Origin of the sequence: Streptomyces graminilatus, from assembly GCF_001418565.1 — a bacterium.
Lineage (GTDB): Bacteria > Actinomycetota > Actinomycetes > Streptomycetales > Streptomycetaceae > Streptomyces > Streptomyces graminilatus.
In genome coordinates, this window is sequence record NZ_LIQQ01000138.1 from 18,938 (window position 1) to 41,905 (window position 22,968).

The window sequence follows — 22,968 nt, forward strand, 5'->3', positions numbered from 1 at the left end:
CCCTAGAGCAGGCCCGAAGGCTTGGAGTCACCCGTACGGCATCGGCAACGGGCAGGTCGGACGGGGGTGGGGTACGCGGTGGTGGAAGGGGTGCGGTCGTGGGGGGGGAGGGCGCTAGTTGAGGCCCAGTTCCTTGTTGATCAGGTCGAACATCTCCTCGTCGGAGACGGTCTCGAGCAGATCTTCGTCGGGCACGTCGCCGCCCCCCGGCTGCTCCGCCGGATGCTCGGTGAGCCGCCACAGCAGCGCTTGCAGACGCTGGGCGATCCTGGTGCGTGACGCGTCGTCAGTGGGGTCCAGGGAGGCGACCGCGGCCTCCAACTCGTCCAGGGGGGCGAGCTCTTGGCCGTCCCCACGCTGCGTCTGTGGGGTGAGTTCGGACAGCAGCCGCTTGCCGAGGAGAGTGGGCGTCGGGTGGTCGAAGACCAGGGTGGCGGGCAGGCCGAGGCCGGTGGCCTCCTTGAGGCGGTTGCGCAGTTCCACCGCGGTCAGGGAGTCGAAGCCGAGGTCACGGAAGGGCTGGCCTGCGCCGATCCCACCGGTGCCATCGTGTCCGAGGACTGCGGCGACCTGCGTACGGACGAGCTGGAGCGCCATCCGCTCCTGTTCGGCGCGGCCCGCTCCGGCCAGTTGACGGACGAACGGCTGCGTCTCGCCGAGACCGGGTACGGTCCCGGATCCGGATCGGGCCGAGTCGCCGGTGACACCGTCTCCGTCCGCCGCGGCGCCGATCGCCTCGGTCGCGGCCACGGCTCCGAGAAGCCGGACCTCCGGGATCTCGTCGAAGAGCCGACGCCGACGGGCGGCCGAATAGGTCGCGGCGAACCGGTCCCAGATCACGTCGGCGACGACCAATGACGTCTCGTCGTGGGCCAGGGCCTGCTGCACGGCCCCCACAGCGACCTCGGGGTCCATGACGGGCACGCCGTAGCGACGCAGTCGGTCCCTCTCGGCCTCGTGGACCATGCCACCGCCCGCCCAGGCTCCCCAGGCGATGGAGGTGGCGACCAGACCGCGGCTACGGCGCCACTCGGCGAACGCGTCGAGGTAGGCGTTGGCCACCGCATAGCCCGAGTGGCCACCGTCGCCCCACACTCCGGCACCGGAGGAGAACAGCACGAAGGCCTCCAGCGGACGGTCCGCGAACAGCGCGTCGAGATGGATCGCACCGGCGATCTTCGCGCCCGCCACGTCCTCAAGGGCGGCCAGGTCCGTGTCCTCGATCGCGGCGGCCGGCGGCTCCACTCCCGCCGCGTGCACCACGGCGTTGACCGGGACGTCCTCCGGTACGCCCGCCAGCACTTCGGCCAGCGCCTCCCGGTCGGTGATGTCACAGGCTGCGACGGTGACCCGTACGGAACCCAACTCTTCCAGCTCCGCCTTGAGTTCAGCGGCGCCGGGAGCGTCAGGTCCACGTCGGCCGACCAGCAGCAGATGCTCGGCCCCGGTCGCGGCCAGCCGCCGGGCGAGGTGCGCCCCCAAAGCGCCGGTGCCACCAGTGATGAGCGTCGTCCCGGAGAACCCGACCTCCCGGCGCTCGACGCCTTCCCCGCCGACCGGCTTGCGGACCATACGGCGTACGTAGAGTCCGTCCGCGCGCACGGCGAACTGGTCCTCGTCCTCCTTGCCCGCCAGCCCCGCGAAGAATCCGCCCCAGAGGCGCTCGTCGCTTTCCGCGGCGCCCGGGGTCGCAGTGTGCGGCGCGGGAAGATCGATCAAGCCACCCCAACGCTCCGGACGGTCAAGACCGTAGACCCGGCCGAGCCCCCAGACGGACGCCTGTTCCGGGAGGGGTCCCGTGGCGGATGTCGCGCCCGGCGCCCCAGCTGGGCCGGACACGCTGACAGCGCCCTGGGTGACCGTCCACAGCGGAGCCTCCACCGCGGCGTCAGCGAGTGCCTGCATGAGCAGGAGCGACGCCTTGACGCTGCCGGGCACGGTCGATGTCCGTGGTCCGTCGGAGGACTGCGGCTCGGCGCTGCCGCCACCAGGACCAGGGTCGGACGAGGTCGGGCCCCATCCGTGGCCCAGCGGAAGGAGGGACAGCACGTTTCCGGTGAGCGAGGTTCCGGCGAGGGCTTCGCGGATGCGTGCCGCGAGAACGTCTCGGTCCTCCCGAATCACGTCGAACTCCACGACGACGACTCGTTCGACCTCCGTCCGGCCACGCAACCGCTCAACCAGTTCACACACCATGCCCTCAGCGGCATGACCGCCACCGGGCACGACGACCAGCCACTGCGACGGCAAGGAACTCTGCCCGGCCACCGACACGTCGGCCGGCTGCCATGTCACCGCGTAGCGCCAGGAGTCCAGCACCGTGCTCTCACGCTTGCGCCGACGCCACTGGGCCAGCACGGGCAGCGCGGGTTCCACGGTGCCCAGGGTCCCGCAGCCGGCGGATCCGAGGTCGAGCGTGTCCGCGAGAGCTTCCAGGTCCTCCCGTTCGACGGCCTCCCAGAATCGGGCGTCCACTTCGTCCACCGAGGCGGCACCGACCTCGGAACGAGATGCGCTCTCCGGCAGATCAAGCCAGTAACGCCGGTGCTGGAAGGCGTAGGTGGGCAGAGAGACGGGCCGTGCCTGCTGACCGGCGAGGACGGCTGTCCAGTCGACGGGGATGCCGCGAACCCATGCCTCGGCAAGCGAGGTCAGGAACCTCCCGGCGCCACCGTCATCGCGGCGCAGACTGCCCACCACGACCGCGTCCTCAGCCGCCTCCTGCACGGCCATACCCAGCACCGGATGCGAACTGACCTCCACGAACGCCGAATAGCCCTGCTCGTACAGCTTCTCGACGGCCTCCGCGAAACGCACACGCCCGCGCAGGTTGCGATACCAGTACCCGCCATCGAGTCGCGCGGTGTCTATGGCCTCGGCCTCGGTGGTGGAGAAGAACGGCACCCCACCCGTACGAGGCACCACCGGAGCCAGCACCCGCGCCAACTCCTCCTCGATCTCCTCCACATGCCACGTGTGCGAGGCGTAATCCACCGGAACACGACGCACACGAACGTCACCGCTCTCACAGTGCGCCACCAGCTCATCCAACGCGTCCGCGTCACCGGCCACCACAACCGAACCCGGACCATTCACCGCCGCGACATCGATACGACCCGACCAGCGGCCCTCCAGCAACTCCTCCACCACAGCGAGGGGCTGGGCGACGGACACCATGCCGCCACGGCCGGCGATCACCCGGATCGCCCTCGACCGCAACGCGACGACCCGAGCCCCGTCCTCAAGCGACAGACCACCGGCGACCACAGCAGCAGCGATCTCACCCTGCGAGTGACCCACGACAGCGGACGGCTCGACGCCACACGCCCGCCACACCGCCGCCAGCGACACCATCACCGCCCACGACACCGGCTGCACCACATCAACATCAGCCAGCTCAGCCCCACCACACACCACATCCGTCAACGACCAGTCGACGAACGGCGCAAGAGCAGCCTCACACTCACGCATCGAGGCAGCGAACACAGGCGAGACATCCATCAACTCCCGCCCCATACCAACCCACTGCGCCCCCTGCCCCGGAAACACGAACACCACCCGATCGGCGCGACCGGCGACCGCGCCACGCACGACATTGGTGGTGGTCGGTTCTCCCGTAGCCAACGCCTTGAGGCGCACGACGAGTTCACCGGGATCGGTCCCGAGGACGATGGCCCGCTGCTCGAAAGCCGTACGCGTCGCCGCCAACGACCACGCCACATCCACGGGCCGCACACGATCCGCAACCGACTCGACGAAGGACGCCAAGCGAGTGGCCTGACCGGCCAGCGCGTCCGCACCACGGCCGGACACCATCCACGGCACCACACCACCCTCGGCGAACACCGGAGCGACGTCGCCATCCACGCACTCCGGCGTGAATTCCTGGAGAGCCCCAAGCTCGGGCCCCTCCTCCAACACCACGTGCGCGTTCGTCCCCGAGATCCCGAACGACGACACACCCGCCCGACGGGGACGCCCTTCGGCGTGCGGCCACTCCACCGCCTCCGTCAGCAGCGACACCGCACCCGCCGACCAGTCCACATGTGACGACGGTGCGTCCACATGCAGCGTTCCGGGCACGAGGCCGTACCGCATCGCGAGCACCATCTTCATCACGCCCGCCATCCCGGACGCGGTCTGGGTGTGCCCGATGTTGGACTTGACCGAGCCGATGAGCAGCGGCCGGTCCGCGGGTCGGTCCTGGCCGTATGTGGCCAGCAGTGCCTGGGCCTCGATGGGATCGCCGAGTCGTGTGCCAGTGCCATGGGCTTCGACGACGTCCACGTCAACGCCGTTGAGGCGAGCGTCGGCCAGGGCTTCCCGGATCACCCGCTGCTGCGACGGCCCGTTGGGCGCGGTGAGTCCGTTGCTCGCGCCGTCCTGGTTGATCGCCGACCCACGAACCACTGCCAGCACCGGATGACCATGCCGACGAGCGTCCGACAGCCGCTCCACCAGCAGCACGCCCACGCCCTCCGCCAGGGAGAACCCGTCGGCGGCCTCCGCGAAGGGTTTGCAGCGTCCGTCGGGTGCGAGGCCGCGCTGCCGGCTGAAGCCCACGAACGGCACCGGGTCGGCCATGACCATCGCGGCCCCCGCGAGCGCCATCGAGCACTCGCCGGAGCGCAGGGCCCGGACCGCCAGGTGCAGGGCGACCAGCGACGAAGAGCACGCCGTGTCGACCGTCACGGCAGGCCCCTCCAGACCGAGGACGTAGGAGACCCGGCCCGAGGCGACAGCGGTCGAACCGCCGGTGACGAGATAGCCCTCGGTGCCGTTCGCACTTCGGCTGAGGAGCGAGCCGTAGTTCTGGTCGGTGAGGCCCATGAAGACGCCGGTTCTGCTGCCCCGCAGGGATTTCGGGTCGATACCGGCCCGCTCCAGCGCCTCCCACGACGTTTCCAGCAGCAGCCGCTGCTGCGGGTCCATGGCAGCCGCCTCGCGGGGGGAGATCCCGAAGAAGGCCGCGTCGAACTGACCGGCGTCGTGCAGGAATCCGCCGTGCCGGACGTAGCTGGTGCCTTGCCGGTCGGCGTCGGGGTGGTACAGCCCTGCCGTGTCCCAGCCGCGGTCGGTGGGGAAGCCGGTGATGTGGTCCTCACCGGCGGTGACGACACGCCACAGGTCGTCCGGGGTGGCGATGCCGCCGGGATACCGGCAGCCCATGGCGACTATGGCGATGAGGTCGTGATCGTCGTCAGGTTCCCCTGGGGAGTTCGTAGCGTACGGCTTCGTCTCCGCCGGCTTTGTCTCCGCCTGCTTGGCCTCCGCTCCGAGGGCCAGTTCGCGAAGGTGGGCGGCGAGAGCGATCGGAGTGGGATGGTCGAAGACCGCCGTCGTCGGCACCTTGAGCCCGGTACGGGCGGTCAGGCGGTTGCGCAGTTCGACGGCGCTCACCGAGTCGAAGCCGAGTTCCTTGAAGGCGTACTCGGCGTCGACCGCGTCAGCCGACGCATGGCCGAGCAGTGCGGCAGCCTCGGCACGCACGAGGTCCTGTACGTATCGATCCTGTTCGCCGACCGTCAGCCCACGAAGCCGCGTGGCGAACATCGCCCCGGCCGTGCCCTCGCCCCGCCCTGACTCTGCGGCAGAGGCGCGGACTTGACTGTCCGACACATGCTCGTCCCCGGGCTCCAGATCCGCGATGAAGGGGGAGGGGCGTGCCGCGCTGAACACGGGGACGAATCGGGCCCAGTCGACGTCCGCGACGGCCACAACAGTGTCGTCGTGATCGAGCGCGTCCTGTAGCGCGACCATCGCGGGCTCCGGAGCGATGACGGGAATGCCGCGTCGGCGCAACGGATCACGCATGTCCTCGGTGATCATTCCGCCACCGTCCTCCCACGGCCCCCAGGCCACCGAGAGCACCGGCAGTTCGCGCGTCCTGCGGGCGTGCTCGGCGATCGCGTCCAAGGTGGCGTTGGCGGCGGCGTACGCCGCGTGGTCGGCCACGCCCCAGACACCGGAGATCGACGAGAAGAAGACCACTGTCTCGGTCTCGGCCGGGTCCAGGACATCGACGAGATTCCACGCCCCGGCGACCTTGCCCGACACCACGTCGGCGAAGTCCTCGACGCTCAGCTCCGGCAGTCCTCCGAGGGTGCCGACACCGGCAGCGTGCACAACCGTCCGTACCGGACGGCCCCCCGCGCTCAGCGAACCGAGCAGCGCGGCCAGGGCCTCGCGGTCCGCCACATCGCATACGACGACCGTCAACCGGGCTCCCAGAGCCGCGATCTCGGCCTCCAGCTCCCCAAGTTCCGGACGGCCGCCAGTACCCCGGCGGCTGACCAGGACCACGTCGTCAGCGCCACTGCGTGCCAGCCATCGGGCGACGTGAGCGCCGAGTGCGCCGGTGCCTCCGGTCACGAGCGCGGTGCCGCGCGCCTTCCAGTTCCGGGTCGCGGACCGGCGTCCCGCACGGTTCGTACCGCCGGACAGGGAGGCCGGGACGAGACGCCGTACGAAGGTGGTGCCGGCGCGTAGGGCGAGCTGGTCCTCGGGGCTGTCACCGTGCGACGCGAGGACACCGCAGAGTGCGGCGGCATCCCGCTCGTCGAACCGGGCGGGGAGATCCACCAACCCGCCCCAACGCTCCGGGAATTCGAGAGCGGCAACCCTGCCGATCCCCCAGACGGCGGCCTGCGTCGGCCGGGTGACCGTCTCCTCACCCCCGACGGCCACGGCGCCCTGGGTGGCGGACCACAAGGGTGCCGATACCCCGGCCCGCCCGAGGGCCTGCAAGAGGGACACGGTGAGCGCGGCACCGCCGGGCACAACGGGGTGTTCCCGCAACGCCTCCTCGTCCAGCGCGAGAAGCGACAGGACACCGGCCGGGGAAGCGGAAAGACCGTCCAGCACCTCGGCGAACGCGGCATCCAGGATGTCCGCCGCGATGTCTCCCGGGGCCAGTTCGAGAACGCGCGCTCGGGCGCCGTGGCGGGTCAGCGCGTCGGCGATGAGAGTGCTGAGGTGGCCGTGGCGGGCCTGGGGGCTCTCGGTGCTCGGGACTCCGGTGCTCTCACCCGGCACGACGATCAGCCAGTCACCGGCAAGCCGCGCAGGCCCGGCGTCCCTATCCCGGCCGATGGGCTTCCAGACCACCTTGTACCGCCAGCCGTCCACCACCGACCGGGCCTTCTCCCCCTTGCGCCAACTCGACAACGCGGGAAGCACTCCGGCCAGCGGCTCGCTCTCCGGCAGACGGAGCGTCTCGGCAAGCCCTTCGAGATCCTCACGCTCGACCGCATCCCAGAAACGCGCATCCACCTGCTGACGGGAGTCCAGAGCCAGAGCCAGGGCCGGAACGGTCTTCTCCAGCCAGTAACGCCGGTGCTGGAAAGCGTAGGTGGGCAGAGAGACGGGCCATGCCCGCTGCCCGGCAAGGACAGCAGTCCAGTCGACCGGGATGCCGCGAACCCATGCCTCGGCGAGCGAGGTCAGGAACCTCCCCGCGCCACCGTCGTCGCGACGCAGACTGCCGACGACCACAGCGTCCTCGGCGATTTCCTGCACGGCCATGCCCAGGACAGGGTGCGAACTGACCTCCACGAACGCGCCATAGCCCTGCTCGTTCAGCTTCTCGACGGCCTCCGCGAAACGCACGCGCCCGCGCAGGTTGCGATACCAGTACCCGCCATCCAACCGCGCGGTGTCGATGGCCTCGGCCTCGGTGGTGGAGAAGAACGGCACCCCACCCGTACGAGGCATCACCGGAGCCAGCACCCGCGCCAACTCCTCCTCGATCTCCTCCACATGCCACGTGTGCGAGGCGTAATCCACCGGAACACGACGCACACGAACGTCACCGCTCTCACAGTGCGCCACCAGCTCATCCAACGCGTCCGCGTCACCGGCCACCACAACCGAACCCGGACCATTCACCGCCGCGATGTCAATACGACCCGGCCAGCGGCCCTCCAGCAACTCCTCCACCACAGCGAGGGGCTGGGCGACGGACACCATGCCGCCACGGCCGGCGATCACCCGGATCGCCCTCGACCGCAACGCGACGACCCGAGCCCCGTCCTCTAGCGACAGACCACCCGCAACCACAGCAGCAGCGATCTCACCCTGCGAATGCCCCACCACAGCAGACGGCTCCACACCACACGCCCGCCACACCGCCGCCAGCGACACCATCACCGCCCACGACACCGGCTGCACCACATCAACATCAGCCAGCTCAGCCCCGCTACGCACCACATCCGTCAACGACCAGTCGACAAACGGCGCAAGAGCAGCCTCACAAGCCTCCATCGACGCAGCAAACACAGGAGAGACATCCATCAACTCCCGCCCCATACCAACCCACTGCGCCCCCTGACCCGGGAAGACAAACACGACACCGCTGACGGCACGCGCGATCCGGCCGTGCACCACATTGGCCGGCACCGCATCGTCGCCCGCCGACACAACCCCAAGGCTCTTGATCAGTTCCTGGCGATCCGTGCCCAGCAGAACGGCCCGTTGCTCGAACGCCGTACGCGTCGCGGCCAACGACCACGCCACATCCACCGGCCGCACACGATCCGCGGCCGACTCCACGAACGAGACCAACCGGCCCGCCTGACCAGCCAGCCCCTCCACACCACGGCCGGACACCACCCACGGCACCACACCACCCTCGGCAAACACCGGAGCGACATCGCCATCGACAGACTCCGACGCGCCCCCCTGGAGAGCCCCGAACTCGGGCGCCTCCTCCAGCACCACATGCGCGTTCGTCCCACTGATCCCGAACGACGACACACCCGCACGCCGCAGCCGCCCCTCGGCGTGCGGCCACTCCACCGCCTCCGTCAGCAGCGACACCGCACCCGCCGACCAGTCCACATGCGGGGTCGGCTCATCGACATGCAACGTCCGGGGCAGCACACCGTGCCTCATCGCCAGCACCATCTTGATGACGCCGCCAACACCGGCAGCAGCCTGCATGTGCCCGATGTTCGACTTCAACGAGCCGAGCCACAAAGGCCGTTCGTCATCCCTGCCCTGCCCGTACGTGGCCAGCAACGCCTGCGCCTCGATCGGGTCGCCCAGCGTCGTACCCGTACCGTGCGCCTCGACCACGTCCACCAGATCCGGCGTCAGACGGGCGTTGGCCAGCGCGGCACGGATAACGCGTTCCTGCGACGGCCCATTGGGGGCCGTGAGCCCGTTGCTCGCACCGTCCTGATTGATCGCCGACCCACGAACCACTGCCAGCACCGGATGACCATGCCGACGAGCGTCCGAGAGCCGCTCCAACAGCAGCACACCCACACCCTCGCCCCACCCCGTACCGTCCGCACCCGCCGCGAAAGGCTTGCACCGGCCGTCCGGCGCCAGCCCCCGCTGCCTGCTGAACTCCACGAAGATGCCCGGCTCCGCCATCACGGTCGCCCCTGCGGCGAACGCGAACGAGCACTCCCCGGACCGCAGGGCCCGCACGGCGAGGTGCAGCGCCACCAGGGACGACGAGCACGCCGTGTCCACCGTTACCGCCTGGCCACGCAGTCCAAGCGTGTAGGCAATGCGCCCGCTGGCCACGCTGCATGATGTTCCGGTCAGCAGGTATCCGTCGACGGACTCGGGGGCCTGGTGCAGTCCGGGACCGTACTCCTGCTGCATGAGCCCGACGAACACTCCCCCGTCGCCGTCACGCAGGGTCTCGGGATCTATCCCGGCGCGCTCCAGCGCCTCCCACGATGTCTCCAGCAACAACCGCTGCTGTGGATCCATCGCCTCAGCCTCACGCGGCGAGATACCGAAGAAGCCGGCGTCGAACTCGGCGGCGTCGTACAGGAACGAGCCGGAACGGGCATAAGTCGTGCCGTGTTGCTCAGGGTCGGGGTGGTACAGGTTGTCGAGGTCCCAGCCTCGGTCGGTCGGGAAGGCCGAGATCGTGTCCCCGCCTGTCGAGAGAAGCGCCCACAGCTCCTCAGGCGTGCGGATGCCACCGGGCAGCCGGCACCCCATGCCCACAATGGCGATCGGGTCCTCGTCCGTGGCGGCACGCCGGTCCGCAGTCGTCTCGGACTCCCCCTTGGTACCCGTGGTCCCTGCGAGCAGACCGTGCAGATGCCGGGCGAGAACCTGCGGCGTCGGGTGGTCGAAGAGTACGGAAGCGGGGAGTGCCAGCTCAGTCTCGGTGACCATCCTGTTCCGCAACTCGACCGAGGTCGCGGAGTCGAAGCCCAATGCCTTGAACGTCAAGGTCACGTCGACGTCATCGGGCGTACCGTGCCCCAGGATGACAGCGGCATGGGCCCGGATCCGCCGCAGCAGATCTTCGTACCGAACGGGCGACGCACCGTATCCGACCTCAACGCCTTGGACGACCTCCGCGACCTCGCCAGACGCACCCACCGGCTTCTCCCGCCGGGCCGAGACGGCGTCGAGCCAATGACGGCGTCGCTGGAAGGCGTAGGTGGGCAGGGAAACGGGCCGTGCCCGCTGCCCCGCGAGGACGGCTGTCCACTCGACGGGGATGCCACGTACCCATGCCTCGGCGAGCGAGGTCAGGAACCTCCCCGCGCCACCCTCGTCGCGACGCAGACTGCCGACGACCACGGCGTCTTCGGCGGATTCCTGCACGGCCATGCCGAGGACAGGGTGCGAACTGACCTCCACGAACGCGCCATAGCCCTGCTCGTTCAGCTTCTCGACGGCCTCCGCGAAACGCACGCGCCCGCGCAGGTTGCGATACCAGTACCCGCCATCCAGCCGCGCGGTGTCGATGGCCTCGGCCTCGGTGGTGGAGAAGAACGGCACCCCACCCGTACGAGGCACCACCGGAGCCAGCACCCGCGCCAACTCCTCCTCGATCTCCTCCACATGCCACGTATGCGAGGCGTAATCCACCGGAACACGACGCACACGAACGTCACCGCTCTCACAGTGCGCCACCAGCTCATCCAACGCGTCCGCGTCACCAGCCACCACAACCGAACCCGGACCATTCACCGCCGCGATGTCAATACGACCCGGCCAGCGGCCCTCCAGCAACTCCTCCACCACAGCCAGAGGCTGAGCCACAGACACCATGCCGCCACGGCCGGCGATCACCCGGATCGCCCTCGACCGCAACGCGACGACCCGAGCCCCGTCCTCAAGCGACAGACCCCCCGCAACCACAGCCGCAGCGATCTCACCCTGCGAATGCCCCACCACAGCAGACGGCTCGACACCACACGCCCGCCACACCGCCGCCAGCGACACCATCACCGCCCACGACACCGGCTGCACCACATCAACATCAGCCAGCCCAGCCCCACCACGCACCACATCCGTCAACGACCAGTCGACGAACGGCGCAAGAGCAGCCCCACACTCACGCATCGAGGCAGCAAACACAGGAGAGACATCCATCAACTCCCGCCCCATACCAACCCACTGCGCCCCCTGCCCCGGGAAGACAAACACCACCCGGTCGGAGTCAGCGGTGACGGCACCTCGCACCACCGTCGCCGGAGCCACCAGGCCAGAAGTCAACGCCCCCAGGCCGTCAACGAGTTCACCTCGTCCAGCTCCCAGGACAACGGCCCGCCGCTCGAACGCCGTACGCGTCGCCGCCAACGACCACGCCACGTCCACCGGCCGCACACCATCCGCAACCGACTCCACGAACGAGACCAACCGGCCCGCCTGACCAGCCAGCCCCTCCGCACCACGACCGGACACCACCCACGGCACCACACCACCCTCGGCAAACACCGGAGCGACATCGCCATCGACAGACTCCAGCGCGCCCCCCTGGGAAGCCCCAAGCTCGGGCGCCTCCTCCAGCACCACATGCGCGTTCGTCCCACCCATCCCGAAGGAACTCACGCCCGCCATGAGGGACGAGTCGGGCCGGGGCCAGGGGCCGAGGCTGTCCTGAACCCGCAGGCGAAGAGCGTCGAGAGGGATGTCGGGGTTGGGCGTCTCATAGTTGAGGCTGGGCGGGAGTTCGCGGTGCTGAAGAGTCAGGATGGTTTTCAGCAGCCCCGCGATGCCCGCCGCACCCTCCAAGTGGCCCACGTTGGTCTTCACCGAGCCGACCCGCAGCGGCTCGTCGGCCTCCCGTGCGGTGCCGAGCGCCGCGCCGAGAGCGGCGGCTTCGACCGGGTCCCCCACCGGCGTTCCGGTGCCGTGGAGTTCGACGTACTGGAGGTCCTGCGGGGACACCCCTGCGTTTCGCAGGGCGCGGCGGATGACGTCCTCCTGGGCGCGGCCGTCAGGTGCTGTGAGGGTGTCACCGCCTCCATCGTTGTTGACGGCGCTGCCGCGGATGACGGCACGGATGGGGTCACCGTCGGCGAGTGCGCGGTCGAGTGGCTTCAGTACGACGAGGCCGCCGCCCTCGCCGCGGACGAAGCCATTGGCGCGGGAGTCGAAGGTGTAACTGCGGCCGTCGGGTGAGAGTGCGCCGAAGCGGTGGAGGTACAGGCTGCTCTCGGCGGCGAGTTGCAGATTGACACCGCCCGCGATGGCGATGTCGCTGTCGCCGCCGCGCAGGCTCTCGCAGGCGAGGTGGAGTGCGACGAGGGACGAGGACTGCGCCGAGTCGAGGGTGAGGCTGGGACCGCGCAGACCGAAGAGGTAGGAGACCCGGTTGGCGATAAGGGCGCGGTGGATGCCGGTGAGGGTCTGGTGGGTGATGTCCTCGGTACTGAGCCCGTGGTGCAGCGTGGCGTAGTCGTCGTGGGCCGCGCCGATGAAGACTCCGGTGCTGCTGTCGCCGAGTCGCGCCGGAACGATACGGGAGTCCTCCAGGGCTTCCCAGGCGAGTTCGAGGACGAGACGCTGCTGGGGATCCATGGTGTCGGCCTCCCGTGGGGAGATTCCGAAGAATCCGGCGTCGAAACGATCGACGTCGTCGAGGAATCCGCCCCAGCGGGGTACCTCGTGGGGTGCTCCGCCACCGGTCCGGTCAGGAGCTGTGGCATCGGCAAGTCGCAAGCGGTCGGCTGGAGTTGGACGCACCGCGCTTCGCCCTTCACGCAGCAGTCGCCACAGGGCGTCGGGGTTCGCGGCGCCGGGCAGGCGGCAGGCCAGGCCGATGACGGCGATGGCGCGCTGAGGCGCGGCGTTGAGCCCATACGAGGTGCTTGCTGACTCGCTCATTCCACTCCACCAGCTTGTTGGCCCGACCGTTCGGTCCGCGATCGTCGGTACAGCACGGGTACGGCATACGTACGGCGTCGTTGGCAGCCGCGCCGTCCGAGCCAGGAGGCGGGCAGCAGCGCGTGGGCCGCCGATACTCCAACGCTAGGGCCGCATGGACTAGGGCGGCCCCTAGAATCACATGGGGTTGAGAGGCTCAAGCGCCATGCCCTGCGGGGGAGCCGGGAATCGCCCGGACATGGTGCCGACAGGCGTACGCGGTGTTGCCGTCGCACTGGTGTCTCCCACGGAACGGCGTCCGGGGGCCTGGGGGGCCCGGGTTCGCGGGATCAGTGGTCGCCGCCACCGAGAACGCCGGTTCCCGGCTTGACCTGGGGAAACCGGCGTCGGCCACACGGGCCTGGTTACCTCGGTGCGGCAAGAAGTGGGGGAGGGAAAGAGGAATGGCGGAGGGGGGAAGGGCTACTTCACGAAGTCGGGCACGGCACGGGGCGGCCAGCTGCCGACCGTGAGCACGCCCATCGAGTAGGCGCGGGAGACAAGTGCCGCGCGGTTGGGTGCCTTGAAGCGGCGGAGCATCACGCCCACGTGGTACTCGACGCCCTGGCGGCTGAGGTAGAGACGTGTGGCCAGCTGAACGGTCGAGGCCCCGGTGGCGACGCCTTCCAGGATGCGAGCGTCAAGGGCCGAGAGCATCAGCGTCTTCGCCGGCGGGGCCGCCGCCTCGGCCGGCTCGTCGTCCGGACTCATCAGCACGACGACTTTTGAGGCATCGTCGCCTTCTCCCTTGACCGCGATGCCGGTGATCTCGGCCGAGAAGACCCGGTCATGGCCGCGCATGGCGACCACTCTCTCCACGAACCGGCTGCCGTGGCCGTCCGAGAGGTGGGTGAAGTGCCTGGGGAGGATGTTGCGGGCGCTTGGGTGCAGTACGTCGTAGAAGCTTCGTCCGCAGATCTCGTCGGAGGGCCGGCCGACATGGCGGAAGAAGTCGGCGTTCGCCGCTTCGATTTTGAGTCCGGCGTCCAGACTCGCCATACAGGTGACTTGGTGGGAACCGGGCGGTCGCCGAGTACGGCGGGCGGCATTGCGGGGGGAATCCGTAAGGCCGCTGACCATCATCGACTTGTCGGCGTGCTGAAGCATCAGAATCGATCCTGGGGGGTGGGGGGTATAACGGTTGATTCGGCAGCGACGAATGGCAGAGCGGGGAAATTGCCATTCGTTTTCTTTGGGCTGCTGTCGGCGACATTAGGTCGGCCATGTACAGGAGTCAACGAGAGCCAGGGGGGCGCGGGAAATACTGCGGTACCCCAGTGCGGCAGGTTCGGTCATCGCGCGTACCGGTGGTTCGGCAGGGGGGTTCGGTACGGTCGGTCATGCACCGGCCATAGCCCGCGCTCTTCGGTACTCGCACATTGCGACGGCGTAAGCAACACATGTCATTGCCTTGAGCAACGCTCCACGACACCATCGCGACCTGCGAGTTCTCTCCCTCGTCCAGAACCGTGAACGGCGGCATCCATGCCCACTAGTTCACCGACCCGCGTCACCCCAAGACCTCAAACATCTCGATTCGGTAACGATAATAACAAGTTGATGTCATTGATGGTTGGGCTGGGCTAAAAGGCGCCCTTCGTGGGGTCCCGCCTCCGACAGCACCCCACCCCCGCACACCCGGTCCGGCCACACACATCTCCACGTACCGGTCAGACCCAGTCGAGGAACGGGACATTCAATCTCCCTCCCGAAAAGGCGACCACGTCATTTCTTCCCAGAAGCCGACCCCGTAAGGGGTTTCCGCTCATCTTTTTCTGCACCGTCGACAAACGTCCGGAACCGTCACCATTCTGGCCCAGTCTCAGCCATTACAGACAACAGAGGCTCGCTCGCCCAATCCATGAGGTATCCCGATGACGGAGGACTGACCGCTACAGAGAGCCCCAGGCATCCCGGCATCTCATGAGCGCCCGCGCAGGTGACGTTCACTGCCGCAAGGTCGATACTTCCAGCAGACGCGATCGTGCCGCCCCATGTCCGAACAGCCCCAGCATTACTGACATACCGTCATCAAAGTCAGCATTGAGTCCGCATCAGTACCGCCGGAGCCCGCCCGGGGCCGCCGTCAACCGCCAAGATCGATAATTGACCGAACCTGCACTGCCCAGAAAAGACGCAGGTCAACGGCCCGTCCGATAACGTCTGTAGGAGGTACCCATGAAAATGCTCATCAACGTTCCGGAGACCGTGGTCGCGGACGCGCTGCGGGGCATGGCGGCGGCGCATCCCGAGCTGACCGTCGACGTGGAGAACCGGGTGATCGTACGGCGGGACGCGCCCGTCGCCGGGAAAGTGGCCCTCGTGTCCGGTGGCGGGTCGGGGCACGAGCCGCTGCACGGCGGGTTCGTGGGGCCGGGGATGCTGTCTGCGGCCTGTCCGGGTGAGGTGTTCACGTCTCCCGTGCCCGACCAGATGGTGCGGGCCGCGGCTGCCGTCGACAGCGGGGCGGGTGTCCTGTTCGTGGTGAAGAACTACACCGGTGACGTGCTCAACTTCGACATGGCGGCCGAACTCGCCGAGGACGAGGGCATCCAGGTCGCGAAGGTTCTCGTCAACGACGACGTCGCCGTCACCGACAGCCTCTACACGGCCGGGCGGCGCGGCACGGGCGGCACCCTGTTCGTGGAGAAGATCGCCGGTGCGGCGGCGGACGAGGGGCGCCCTCTGGAGGAGGTGCGCTCCGTCGCCCAGCGGGTCAACGACAGTTCGCGCAGCTTCGGCGTCGCGCTCGGCGCCTGCACCACCCCGGCGAAGGGCAGCCCCACCTTCGATCTGCCGCCGGGCGAGCTGGAGCTGGGCGTCGGCATCCACGGCGAGCCGGGCCGGGAGCGGCGGCCGATGATGACCTCGGGCGAGATCGCCGACTTCGCGGTGAACGCCGTGCTGGAGGACCTGGACCCGCGCAATCCCGTGCTGCTCCTGGTCAACGGGATGGGCGCCACGCCGCTCCTGGAGCTGTACGGCTTCAACGCCGAGGTGCGGCGGGTCCTCACCGCGCGCGGGGTCTCCGTGGCCCGCACGCTCGTCGGCAACTACGTCACGTCGCTCGACATGGCCGGCGCCTCGGTGACCCTGTGCGAGATCGACGAGGAGCTGTTGCGGCTGTGGGACGCGCCGGTGCGGACGGCGGGTCTGCGCTGGGGCATGTGATCCCCGCCGGAAGCGCGGGGCGGTCATCGCCCGGCGAGACAGCGACGAACGTACCTACCACGCAAGGAGATCTAGTGCTCGATGCCGACTTCTTCCGCCGCTGGATGACGGCGACGGCCGTGTCCGTCGGCCGCGAGGCGGAGCGGCTCACCGCCCTGGACTCGCCGATCGGCGACGCCGACCACGGCAGCAATCTGCGGCGCGGCTTCGACGCCGTGGCCGACGCCGTGGCGAAGGAGGTGCCGGAGACTCCCGGTGCCGTCCTCGTGCTCGCCGGCAGCCGGCTCATCTCGACGGTCGGCGGCGCCTCCGGCCCCCTGTACGGAACGCTGCTGCGCCGGACGGGCAAGGCGCTCGGCGACGCCGCCGAGGTCAGCCCCGCGCAGTTCACGGAGGCGCTGCGCGTGGGGGTGGACGCGGTGATGGCGCTCGGTGGGGCGGCGCCCGGCGACAAGACGATGATCGACGCCCTCGTGCCCGCCGTGGACGCCCTCGCCGAGTCGTTCGCCGCGGCACGCGTGGCCGCCGAACAGGGCGCCGTGGCGACGACACCCCTGCGGGCCCGCAAGGGCAGAGCCAGCTATCTCGGCGAGCGCAGTATCGGCCACCAGGATCCGGGGGCCACCTCGTCGGCGCTGCTGATCGCCGCTCTCGCGGAGACCGCCGGTGAGTGACGACAGCAGGCTGAGGAGCGGTGAGCCGTTGGTCGGGGTCGTACTGGTGTCGCACAGCGCGGCGGTGGCCGCCTCGGTGGCGGACCTGGCCCGGGCGCTGGTCGGCGGCGGTGCGACCGTGCCCGTCGCCGCGGCGGGCGGCACCCGGTCCGGTGAGCTGGGCACCAGTGCCGAGCTGATCACGGCGGCGGCCCGTTCCGTGGACCGGGGTGCCGGGGTCGCCGTCCTGACGGACCTGGGCAGCGCGGTCCTCACGGTGAAGGCGCTCCTGGCGGAGGGCGACGAACTCCCGGACGGCACCCGCCTGGTGGACGCCCCGTTCGTCGAGGGTGCGGTGGCCGCGGTCGTCACGGCGTCGACGGGAGCCGGCCTCGCGGCGGTCGAGGCGGCGGCCTCGGAGGCGTACACGTACCGGAAGACCTGACACCCGGGTCACCTCAGTCGCCGGCCGCGCCCCCGGCGTCCTCGGCGGTCTGGCCGACGAACTGCCTCGCCAGCCGTTCTCCGGTCTCCACCGCGGCCGCGTGGCTCTCGATCGGCGACACCCTGGAGTTCTTGAAGACGATGTACGTGACACCGGAGGCCGCTCCGCCGCCGTGCGGGTCGGGGTTGATGCCCAGCGCGGCGGCGGTGGCGTAGGAGGCCTCGCCGATGATGTCGTACGGGCCGGTGTCGCCGACGACCGCGTACTGCACGCGGTCCTTGTAGATGACGGCGGCGACCGAGCCGCCCCGGATGCCGTCGTCACGGTAGTTCCAGATGGCGCTGGCCATGGGGACCACGATGAACGGCAGGCGTTCGGGGCTCAGATAGCGGCCGTCGGACTGCTGGAAGGCGGTGCTGTCGGCGAAGTACGGATCGGTGTTCCCGTTGCACATCGGACCTGGCCGGCCGTCGCAGTCGATGTCCAGGTCGGCCTTCCAGAAGACGGCGTCCCCGGTGCCGCAGACGGGGATGTCCGCTTCGGCTCCGGCGTCGCTGCGGTAGTGGCCGTTGGACACGGGAGCGCAGTCACGCACCCGGGCCAGCAGGTCGGAGGCCTGGACGCTGCCCTCGTACCGCACCGGCTCGTTCGAGTGGGCGGGCAGCGTGGTCGGGGCGAGCAGGGCGACGCCTGCCACGGCCAGCGTCAGCGTCTGGACACGCACGATAGGGGCCTCTCCTGGGGGATCTGACGGACACTCGGTCCAATCTGGTGCCGGTCCGATCACGCGTCCACCGCTGGGGGGCCGTACGGTGCATGCCCCGAACTCCGGACAGGGGCCGGGCACCTGATCCCGTATCGGCTCAGGCAGCCCGGCCGCCCTCGTGCGCGCGGGTCCTGCGACGACAGCGGTTCCGCGCCACTGGCGTGAACTGCCCTGACAGCGGGGCCCGTTCAGCCTGGATGGCCTTCAGCATACGGTCGCGGCAGGCTCGGAAAGGGCACACCCCTCGCGCTGCACGCGCCCGCCGACCTCACGGCGCTGGTCCGGACCAACATCGTCGAGATGCTCACCGTCCCCGGCACCCGGACCGGAACCGGAAACGGCATCGGCAGTCCGCCGTAAGAAGGAATCCGTCACCTGCCCGGTGGCCGTCCAGGTGCGGGGCGGGGCCGGAGCACCTTGGCTTGCCCCGAGGCAGCACGGGCGATCCCCGACCCTCGGCGGCGCATGGGACGTACCGCCAACCGTGCCGCCGAAGGGCAGTCCACATGCGAACCGTTTCCCTCCTCCTCCGATTCGGCCCGACCGTGGCCACCGCCGCCGTGCTCGCGCTCGCCCTGACCGCCCCGACGGCTTCGGCGGCCGGGATCTCCGTGAGCACCAGCGGATCCACGGTCTCGGTGACCACCACCGCATGCCCCACCAGCAGCGGCAGCGGGTTCGGCAACGCCTCACTCCTCAACAGCAGCCAGCGGTCCTTCGCCGAAGGGCGGGTGGTCATGCTCACGGGCACGAGCGCCGGTCAGTCCGCCGTCTGGTCCAACGTGGGCACCGGCACCTACACCGTCAGCGTCCGGTGTGCGAACGGCGTCACCGCCGGTTCCCAGGCGGTCATCGTCAGCACCGCCTCGGCACCCACCATCTCCGCCACCTCCTCCCCCACCATGGGCGTCATGGGCGGCCTCGGCGGCGCCGTCAAGGACTACAGCACCCTCACCTTCGCGGCGGGCGGCGCCCTGGTCGCGTGCGGTGCCGTGGCCGCGGCCTGGGCGCTGCGCCGGCGTGCCAAGCCCTACCGGCTCTGAGCCGGGACCACGCACGGCCGGTGGCCGTCCGGGCGAGCACTCTCGCGCGGACGGCCACCGGGCTGTCGGCGCGGGTCAGCGCCGGACTCCGACCACCACGTGCGCGTACAGTTCCTCGGACACCGCGAGCCGGGTCACCAGGCCGACGGCCTCGAACGCCTCGATGGCCGACGGCGCCTGGCGTTCGCTCGTCTCGACCAGGAGGCAGCCGGCCGGGGCCAGCCAGTCACCGGCCCCCGCGGCGACCCTGCGCAGTACGTCGAGGCCGTCGCCGCCGCCGTCCAGGGCGACCAGGGGTTCGTGGTCGCGCGCTTCCGGGGGCAGCAGGCCGACCTCCCCGGTGGGGACGTAGGGCACGTTGGCGGCGAGGATGCCGACCCGGCCGCGCAGATCGGCGGGCAGGGCGTCGAACAGGTCGCCCTCGTGGGCGCGACCGCCGTAGGCGGCGACATTGCGCCGGGCGCAGCGCACGGCGGCCGCGTCGATGTCCGCGGCGTGCAGTTCGACACCGGTGAGTACGGCGGCCAGCGCGGCGCCGACCGCGCCCGAGCCGCAGCACAGGTCCACGACGACGGACGCGTCCGGGGTCTGGGCGAGGGCCTCCGCCACCAGGAACTCGGTACGCCGGCGCGGCACGAAGACACCGGGTTCCACGGTGATGCGCAGACCGCTGAACTCGGCCCAGCCGAGGACGTGTTCGAGTGGCAGGCCCGAGCTGCGGCGGGCGACCATGGCGGCCAGTTCCTCCGTGTCGCGGGCGGCGGAGAGTATCAGCCGTGCCTCGTCCTCGGCGAAGACACAGCCGGCCGCGCGCAGGGCGACGACGACGGAGTCCGGGGAGCGACCGAACGAAGAGGAACCGGCAGAACCGGCAGCACCGGAAGAAATGAAAGAACCAGGGGAACCGGGGGAACCAGAAGAACCGGGAGGAGTGGAGGACATTGAGCCGAGAGCCTTTCGGAAGCCGAAGGGCGCTCTCAGGGTCGCCTAGCGGAGGCGGTCCACGTTGTCCTGAGGTGAGAGCACCCGACCTGACACAGCGGTAATGGGTCTCACCTCCCTGGTGACGTCCGGCTGGGGGTGTTCCACAGCCGGACGGCAACATTACCCGAACAGTTCGGCTCGGGCGCCCCCGGTTCACTCATCCCGGCTACGGCACCGCCAACTCCCGCTCGCCGGACAGGCGTTCAGGTGCCCGGGCGCCCATGAACGCGGTGGTACGGCGCAGCCGGAAGCCCAGGGACTCGTACAGCCGGATGGCGTTGGTGTTGTCGGCGGCGGTGTGCAGGAACGGGGTCTCGCCGCGGGCGCGGACGCCATGGGCGACGGCGAGGATCAGCCGGGTCGCGAGGCCCTCGCCACGGGCGGCCGGGTCGGTGCAGACCGCGCTGATCTCGGTCCAGCCCGGCGGGTGCAGCCGCTCCCCCGCCATCGCGACGAGCGCGCCGCCCCGGCGGATCCCGAGGTAGGTGCCGAGTTCGATGGTGCGGGGCAGGAAGGGGCCGGGCCTGGTGCGCTCGACGAGGTCCAGCATCTCGGGCACGTCGGCCGGGCCCAGTTCCACGGCCTCCGGGTCCGGGGCGGCGGCCACTCCGTCGTCCACGAGCTGCACGCCCTCCGCGTGGAACGTGATCTCCCAGCCGTCCGGAACACGCCCCTGGAACCCGAGCAGCGGGACATCGGCTCCGGGGCCGGCGAGCGCGGCGAGGTCCGCCCAGTCGCGGTCGTCGAGTTCGGCGGGCAGGGCCAGCCAGGGGGTCACGTCGACCTGGTAGCGCACGATGCGGCCCCGCCATTCGGCGAAGTGTGCGTGCGGGCCGGTGAGGGCGGCGAGCGCGGGACTGTCGAGGGGGTGTGCGGTCGTGCTCATGCGTCGGCCCCGGTTTCGGCCGTCGGCCCGACCACGATGACCGTCTTGCCGCGCGCGTGGCCGTCCTCGACCGTGCGCAGGGCCTCGCCGGCCCGGTCGAGCGGGAAGGTGCGGGTGACGTACGGGGTCAGGTCGCCGCGTACGACGAGGTCGGCGACCGCTTCGAGGACGGCGGCGTTGCGGGCGCGTGCCACCCGGGCGCCGCCGAACCGCTTCGCGACGTCGGCGTACGCGCCGGCCGTGATCAGCTTCGTGCGGTCGGCCTCCGGCAGCAGGGTCGCCGCCTCGGCGAGCACCTCGCCGCCGACCAGGTCGTAGACGGCGTCGACGCCGTCCGGGGCCGCCGCCCGCACCCGTGCCGCCAGGTCGGGGCCGGACGGGACGTGGACCGCGCCCAGCGACTCGACGAAGTCCTTCTTGCCGTCGCTCGCGACGCCGACGACCCGCAGGCCCCGGGCGCGGGCGATCTGGAGGACCGCGGCGCCGACCCCGCCGCCCGCGCCGGTGACCACCAGGGTCGCGCCCTCCGGCAGGGCGAGCTGGGCCACCCCGTCGTACGCGGTGGCCGCCGCGACGGGCAGGGTCGCCGCGTCCGTGAAGGACAGCGTGGCGGGCTTGTGCGCGGTCACCGTGACGGGCAGCAGCGCGTACTCGGCGTAGCCGCCGGCCACCGGGTTGCCGAAGACCTCGTCCCCGACGGCGAAGCCGGTGACGTCCTCGCCGAGCTCCGCGACCACTCCGGCGACCTCGTTGCCGAAGACGGCGGGCAGTTCGCGCGCCACCTCACCCGCGCGGGCGTAGCCGGTGCGCTGCTTCCAGTCGACGGGGTTGACCCCGGCCGCGCGCACCGCCACGAGCAGTTGTCCGGGGCCGGGGCTCGGCCGGTCCACATCGGCCAGCGCCTCGGTCTCCGGACCCCCGAACCGTGTGAAGACGTACGCCTTGGGCATCTGCTCCCACTCTCCTCGCTCGCGCCGGACCGGCCGAAACGCCGGTCACCACAACCCGCACTCATGGGCAAGGCCGATCACGGGAGTGCTATTCCCGGGGTTCCGAGGCCCCGGGGAGAGTTCATACGCCCGCAATGATCACCGCGGGCCCGGGGTCCGAGGCCCGCCCAGCGACCCCGTACGGTGGTACGCGTACCCACTGACCAGGCCTGACCGTGAGGCATCCACCGTATGAACGTCACCCGAGGCTTCACCGGACGCCCGCGTGTCCACAACGCCGGGCTGCCGCCCGGACAGTACGACGCGGGCGACGACTGGCCCGTGCTGTCCGCCGAGGTCACCCCCGATCTCGCGCCCGCGGACTGGTCCTTCCGGATCGACGGCCTGGTGGCCGAGGCCCGCGCCTGGGACTGGGCCGAGGCGCACGCGCTGCCCGCGTCGGCGTACGAGGGTGACATCCACTGTGTGACGAGCTGGTCGAAGTTCGGGGTGCGGTTCGGGGGCGTGTCCCTGGACGCGTTCCTCGACGCGGTACGCCCCGACGTGTCCGCCACCCACGCCGTCGCCTACTCGCACACCGGGTACACCACCAACCTCCCGCTCGCCGACCTGACCGGCGGCCGGGCGTGGATCGCCTGGGAGTACGAGGGGCAGCCGCTGCCCGCCGAGCACGGTGGCCCGGCGCGGCTGCTGGTGCCGCACCTGTACTTCTGGAAGAGCGCCAAGTGGATCGCGGGGCTGCGGCTCCTCGACCACGACGAGCCGGGGTTCTGGGAGCAGAACGGCTATCACGCGCGCGGGAACCCGTGGGAGGAGCAGAGGTACTCCGGTGACTGAATCAACTGAGACCACTGCCACCGCTGAGACCACTGGGAGCACTGGGAGCACTGGGACCACTGGGACCACTGGGACCACTGGGAGCTTCGTCCCTTCCACCAG

The 22,968-nt window shown here is 70.2% G+C and carries 11 protein-coding genes; 5 read left to right on the forward strand and 6 right to left on the reverse strand.

Features of this window, described 5'->3' with window-relative positions; genetic code table 11:
- Positions 1 to 114: 114 nt before the first annotated feature.
- On the reverse strand, positions 115 to 13,092 hold the full coding sequence (locus AOK08_RS13360) for a type I polyketide synthase (protein WP_107100932.1): 12,978 nt from the start codon (positions 13,090 to 13,092) through the stop codon (positions 115 to 117).
- 462 nt (positions 13,093 to 13,554) lie between these two features.
- Complete coding sequence (locus AOK08_RS13365; RefSeq protein WP_055525745.1) at positions 13,555 to 14,130, reverse strand: helix-turn-helix transcriptional regulator; 576 nt, start codon at positions 14,128 to 14,130, stop codon at positions 13,555 to 13,557.
- Between the two features lie 1,179 nt (positions 14,131 to 15,309).
- Between AOK08_RS13365 and dhaK the strand changes: the two genes are divergently transcribed.
- The 3 genes from dhaK to AOK08_RS13380 all read left to right on the forward strand — a co-directional run bounded on the left by dhaK (position 15,310) and on the right by AOK08_RS13380 (position 17,400).
- The gene (gene dhaK / locus AOK08_RS13370; protein WP_055525746.1) at positions 15,310 to 16,302 is read left to right on the forward strand and encodes a dihydroxyacetone kinase subunit DhaK; all 993 of its coding nucleotides are present in this window, start codon (positions 15,310 to 15,312) and stop codon (positions 16,300 to 16,302) included.
- A gap of 74 nt (positions 16,303 to 16,376) precedes the next feature.
- Positions 16,377 to 16,976, forward strand: coding sequence for a dihydroxyacetone kinase subunit DhaL (gene dhaL / locus AOK08_RS13375; RefSeq protein WP_055525747.1), 600 nt, complete (start codon positions 16,377 to 16,379; stop codon positions 16,974 to 16,976).
- The gene (locus AOK08_RS13380; RefSeq protein WP_241826939.1) at positions 16,969 to 17,400 is read left to right on the forward strand and encodes a PTS-dependent dihydroxyacetone kinase phosphotransferase subunit DhaM; all 432 of its coding nucleotides are present in this window, start codon (positions 16,969 to 16,971) and stop codon (positions 17,398 to 17,400) included. The genes dhaL and AOK08_RS13380 overlap by 8 nt, the downstream gene beginning before the upstream one ends.
- A gap of 13 nt (positions 17,401 to 17,413) precedes the next feature.
- On the opposite strand, the gene AOK08_RS13385 is transcribed toward AOK08_RS13380, so the two are convergent.
- Positions 17,414 to 18,124, reverse strand: a complete 711-nt coding sequence (locus AOK08_RS13385; RefSeq protein ID WP_055525748.1) for a glycoside hydrolase family 75 protein — start codon at positions 18,122 to 18,124, stop codon at positions 17,414 to 17,416.
- A gap of 548 nt (positions 18,125 to 18,672) precedes the next feature.
- Here AOK08_RS13385 and AOK08_RS13390 point away from each other — a divergent pair.
- Positions 18,673 to 19,209, forward strand: coding sequence for a hypothetical protein (locus tag AOK08_RS13390; RefSeq protein ID WP_055525749.1), 537 nt, complete (start codon positions 18,673 to 18,675; stop codon positions 19,207 to 19,209).
- A gap of 75 nt (positions 19,210 to 19,284) precedes the next feature.
- Here AOK08_RS13390 and AOK08_RS13395 read toward each other — a convergent pair whose 3' ends face one another.
- The 3 genes from AOK08_RS13395 to AOK08_RS13405 form a co-directional block, all read right to left on the reverse strand.
- Positions 19,285 to 20,151 (reverse strand): putative protein N(5)-glutamine methyltransferase, encoded by an 867-nt coding sequence (locus tag AOK08_RS13395; RefSeq protein WP_079054003.1) that lies wholly within the window; start codon positions 20,149 to 20,151, stop codon positions 19,285 to 19,287.
- A gap of 208 nt (positions 20,152 to 20,359) precedes the next feature.
- Positions 20,360 to 21,079, reverse strand: coding sequence for a GNAT family N-acetyltransferase (locus AOK08_RS13400; RefSeq protein WP_055525750.1), 720 nt, complete (start codon positions 21,077 to 21,079; stop codon positions 20,360 to 20,362).
- Positions 21,076 to 22,029 (reverse strand): NADP-dependent oxidoreductase, encoded by a 954-nt coding sequence (locus tag AOK08_RS13405; RefSeq protein ID WP_055525751.1) that lies wholly within the window; start codon positions 22,027 to 22,029, stop codon positions 21,076 to 21,078. Before AOK08_RS13405 ends, AOK08_RS13400 begins: the two co-directional genes overlap by 4 nt.
- Before the next feature lie 231 nt (positions 22,030 to 22,260).
- Between AOK08_RS13405 and AOK08_RS13410 the strand changes: the two genes are divergently transcribed.
- Positions 22,261 to 22,866: a sulfite oxidase-like oxidoreductase gene (locus AOK08_RS13410; protein ID WP_055525752.1), complete on the forward strand. Its 606-nt coding sequence runs from the start codon at positions 22,261 to 22,263 to the stop codon at positions 22,864 to 22,866.
- Positions 22,867 to 22,968: the final 102 nt, after the last annotated feature.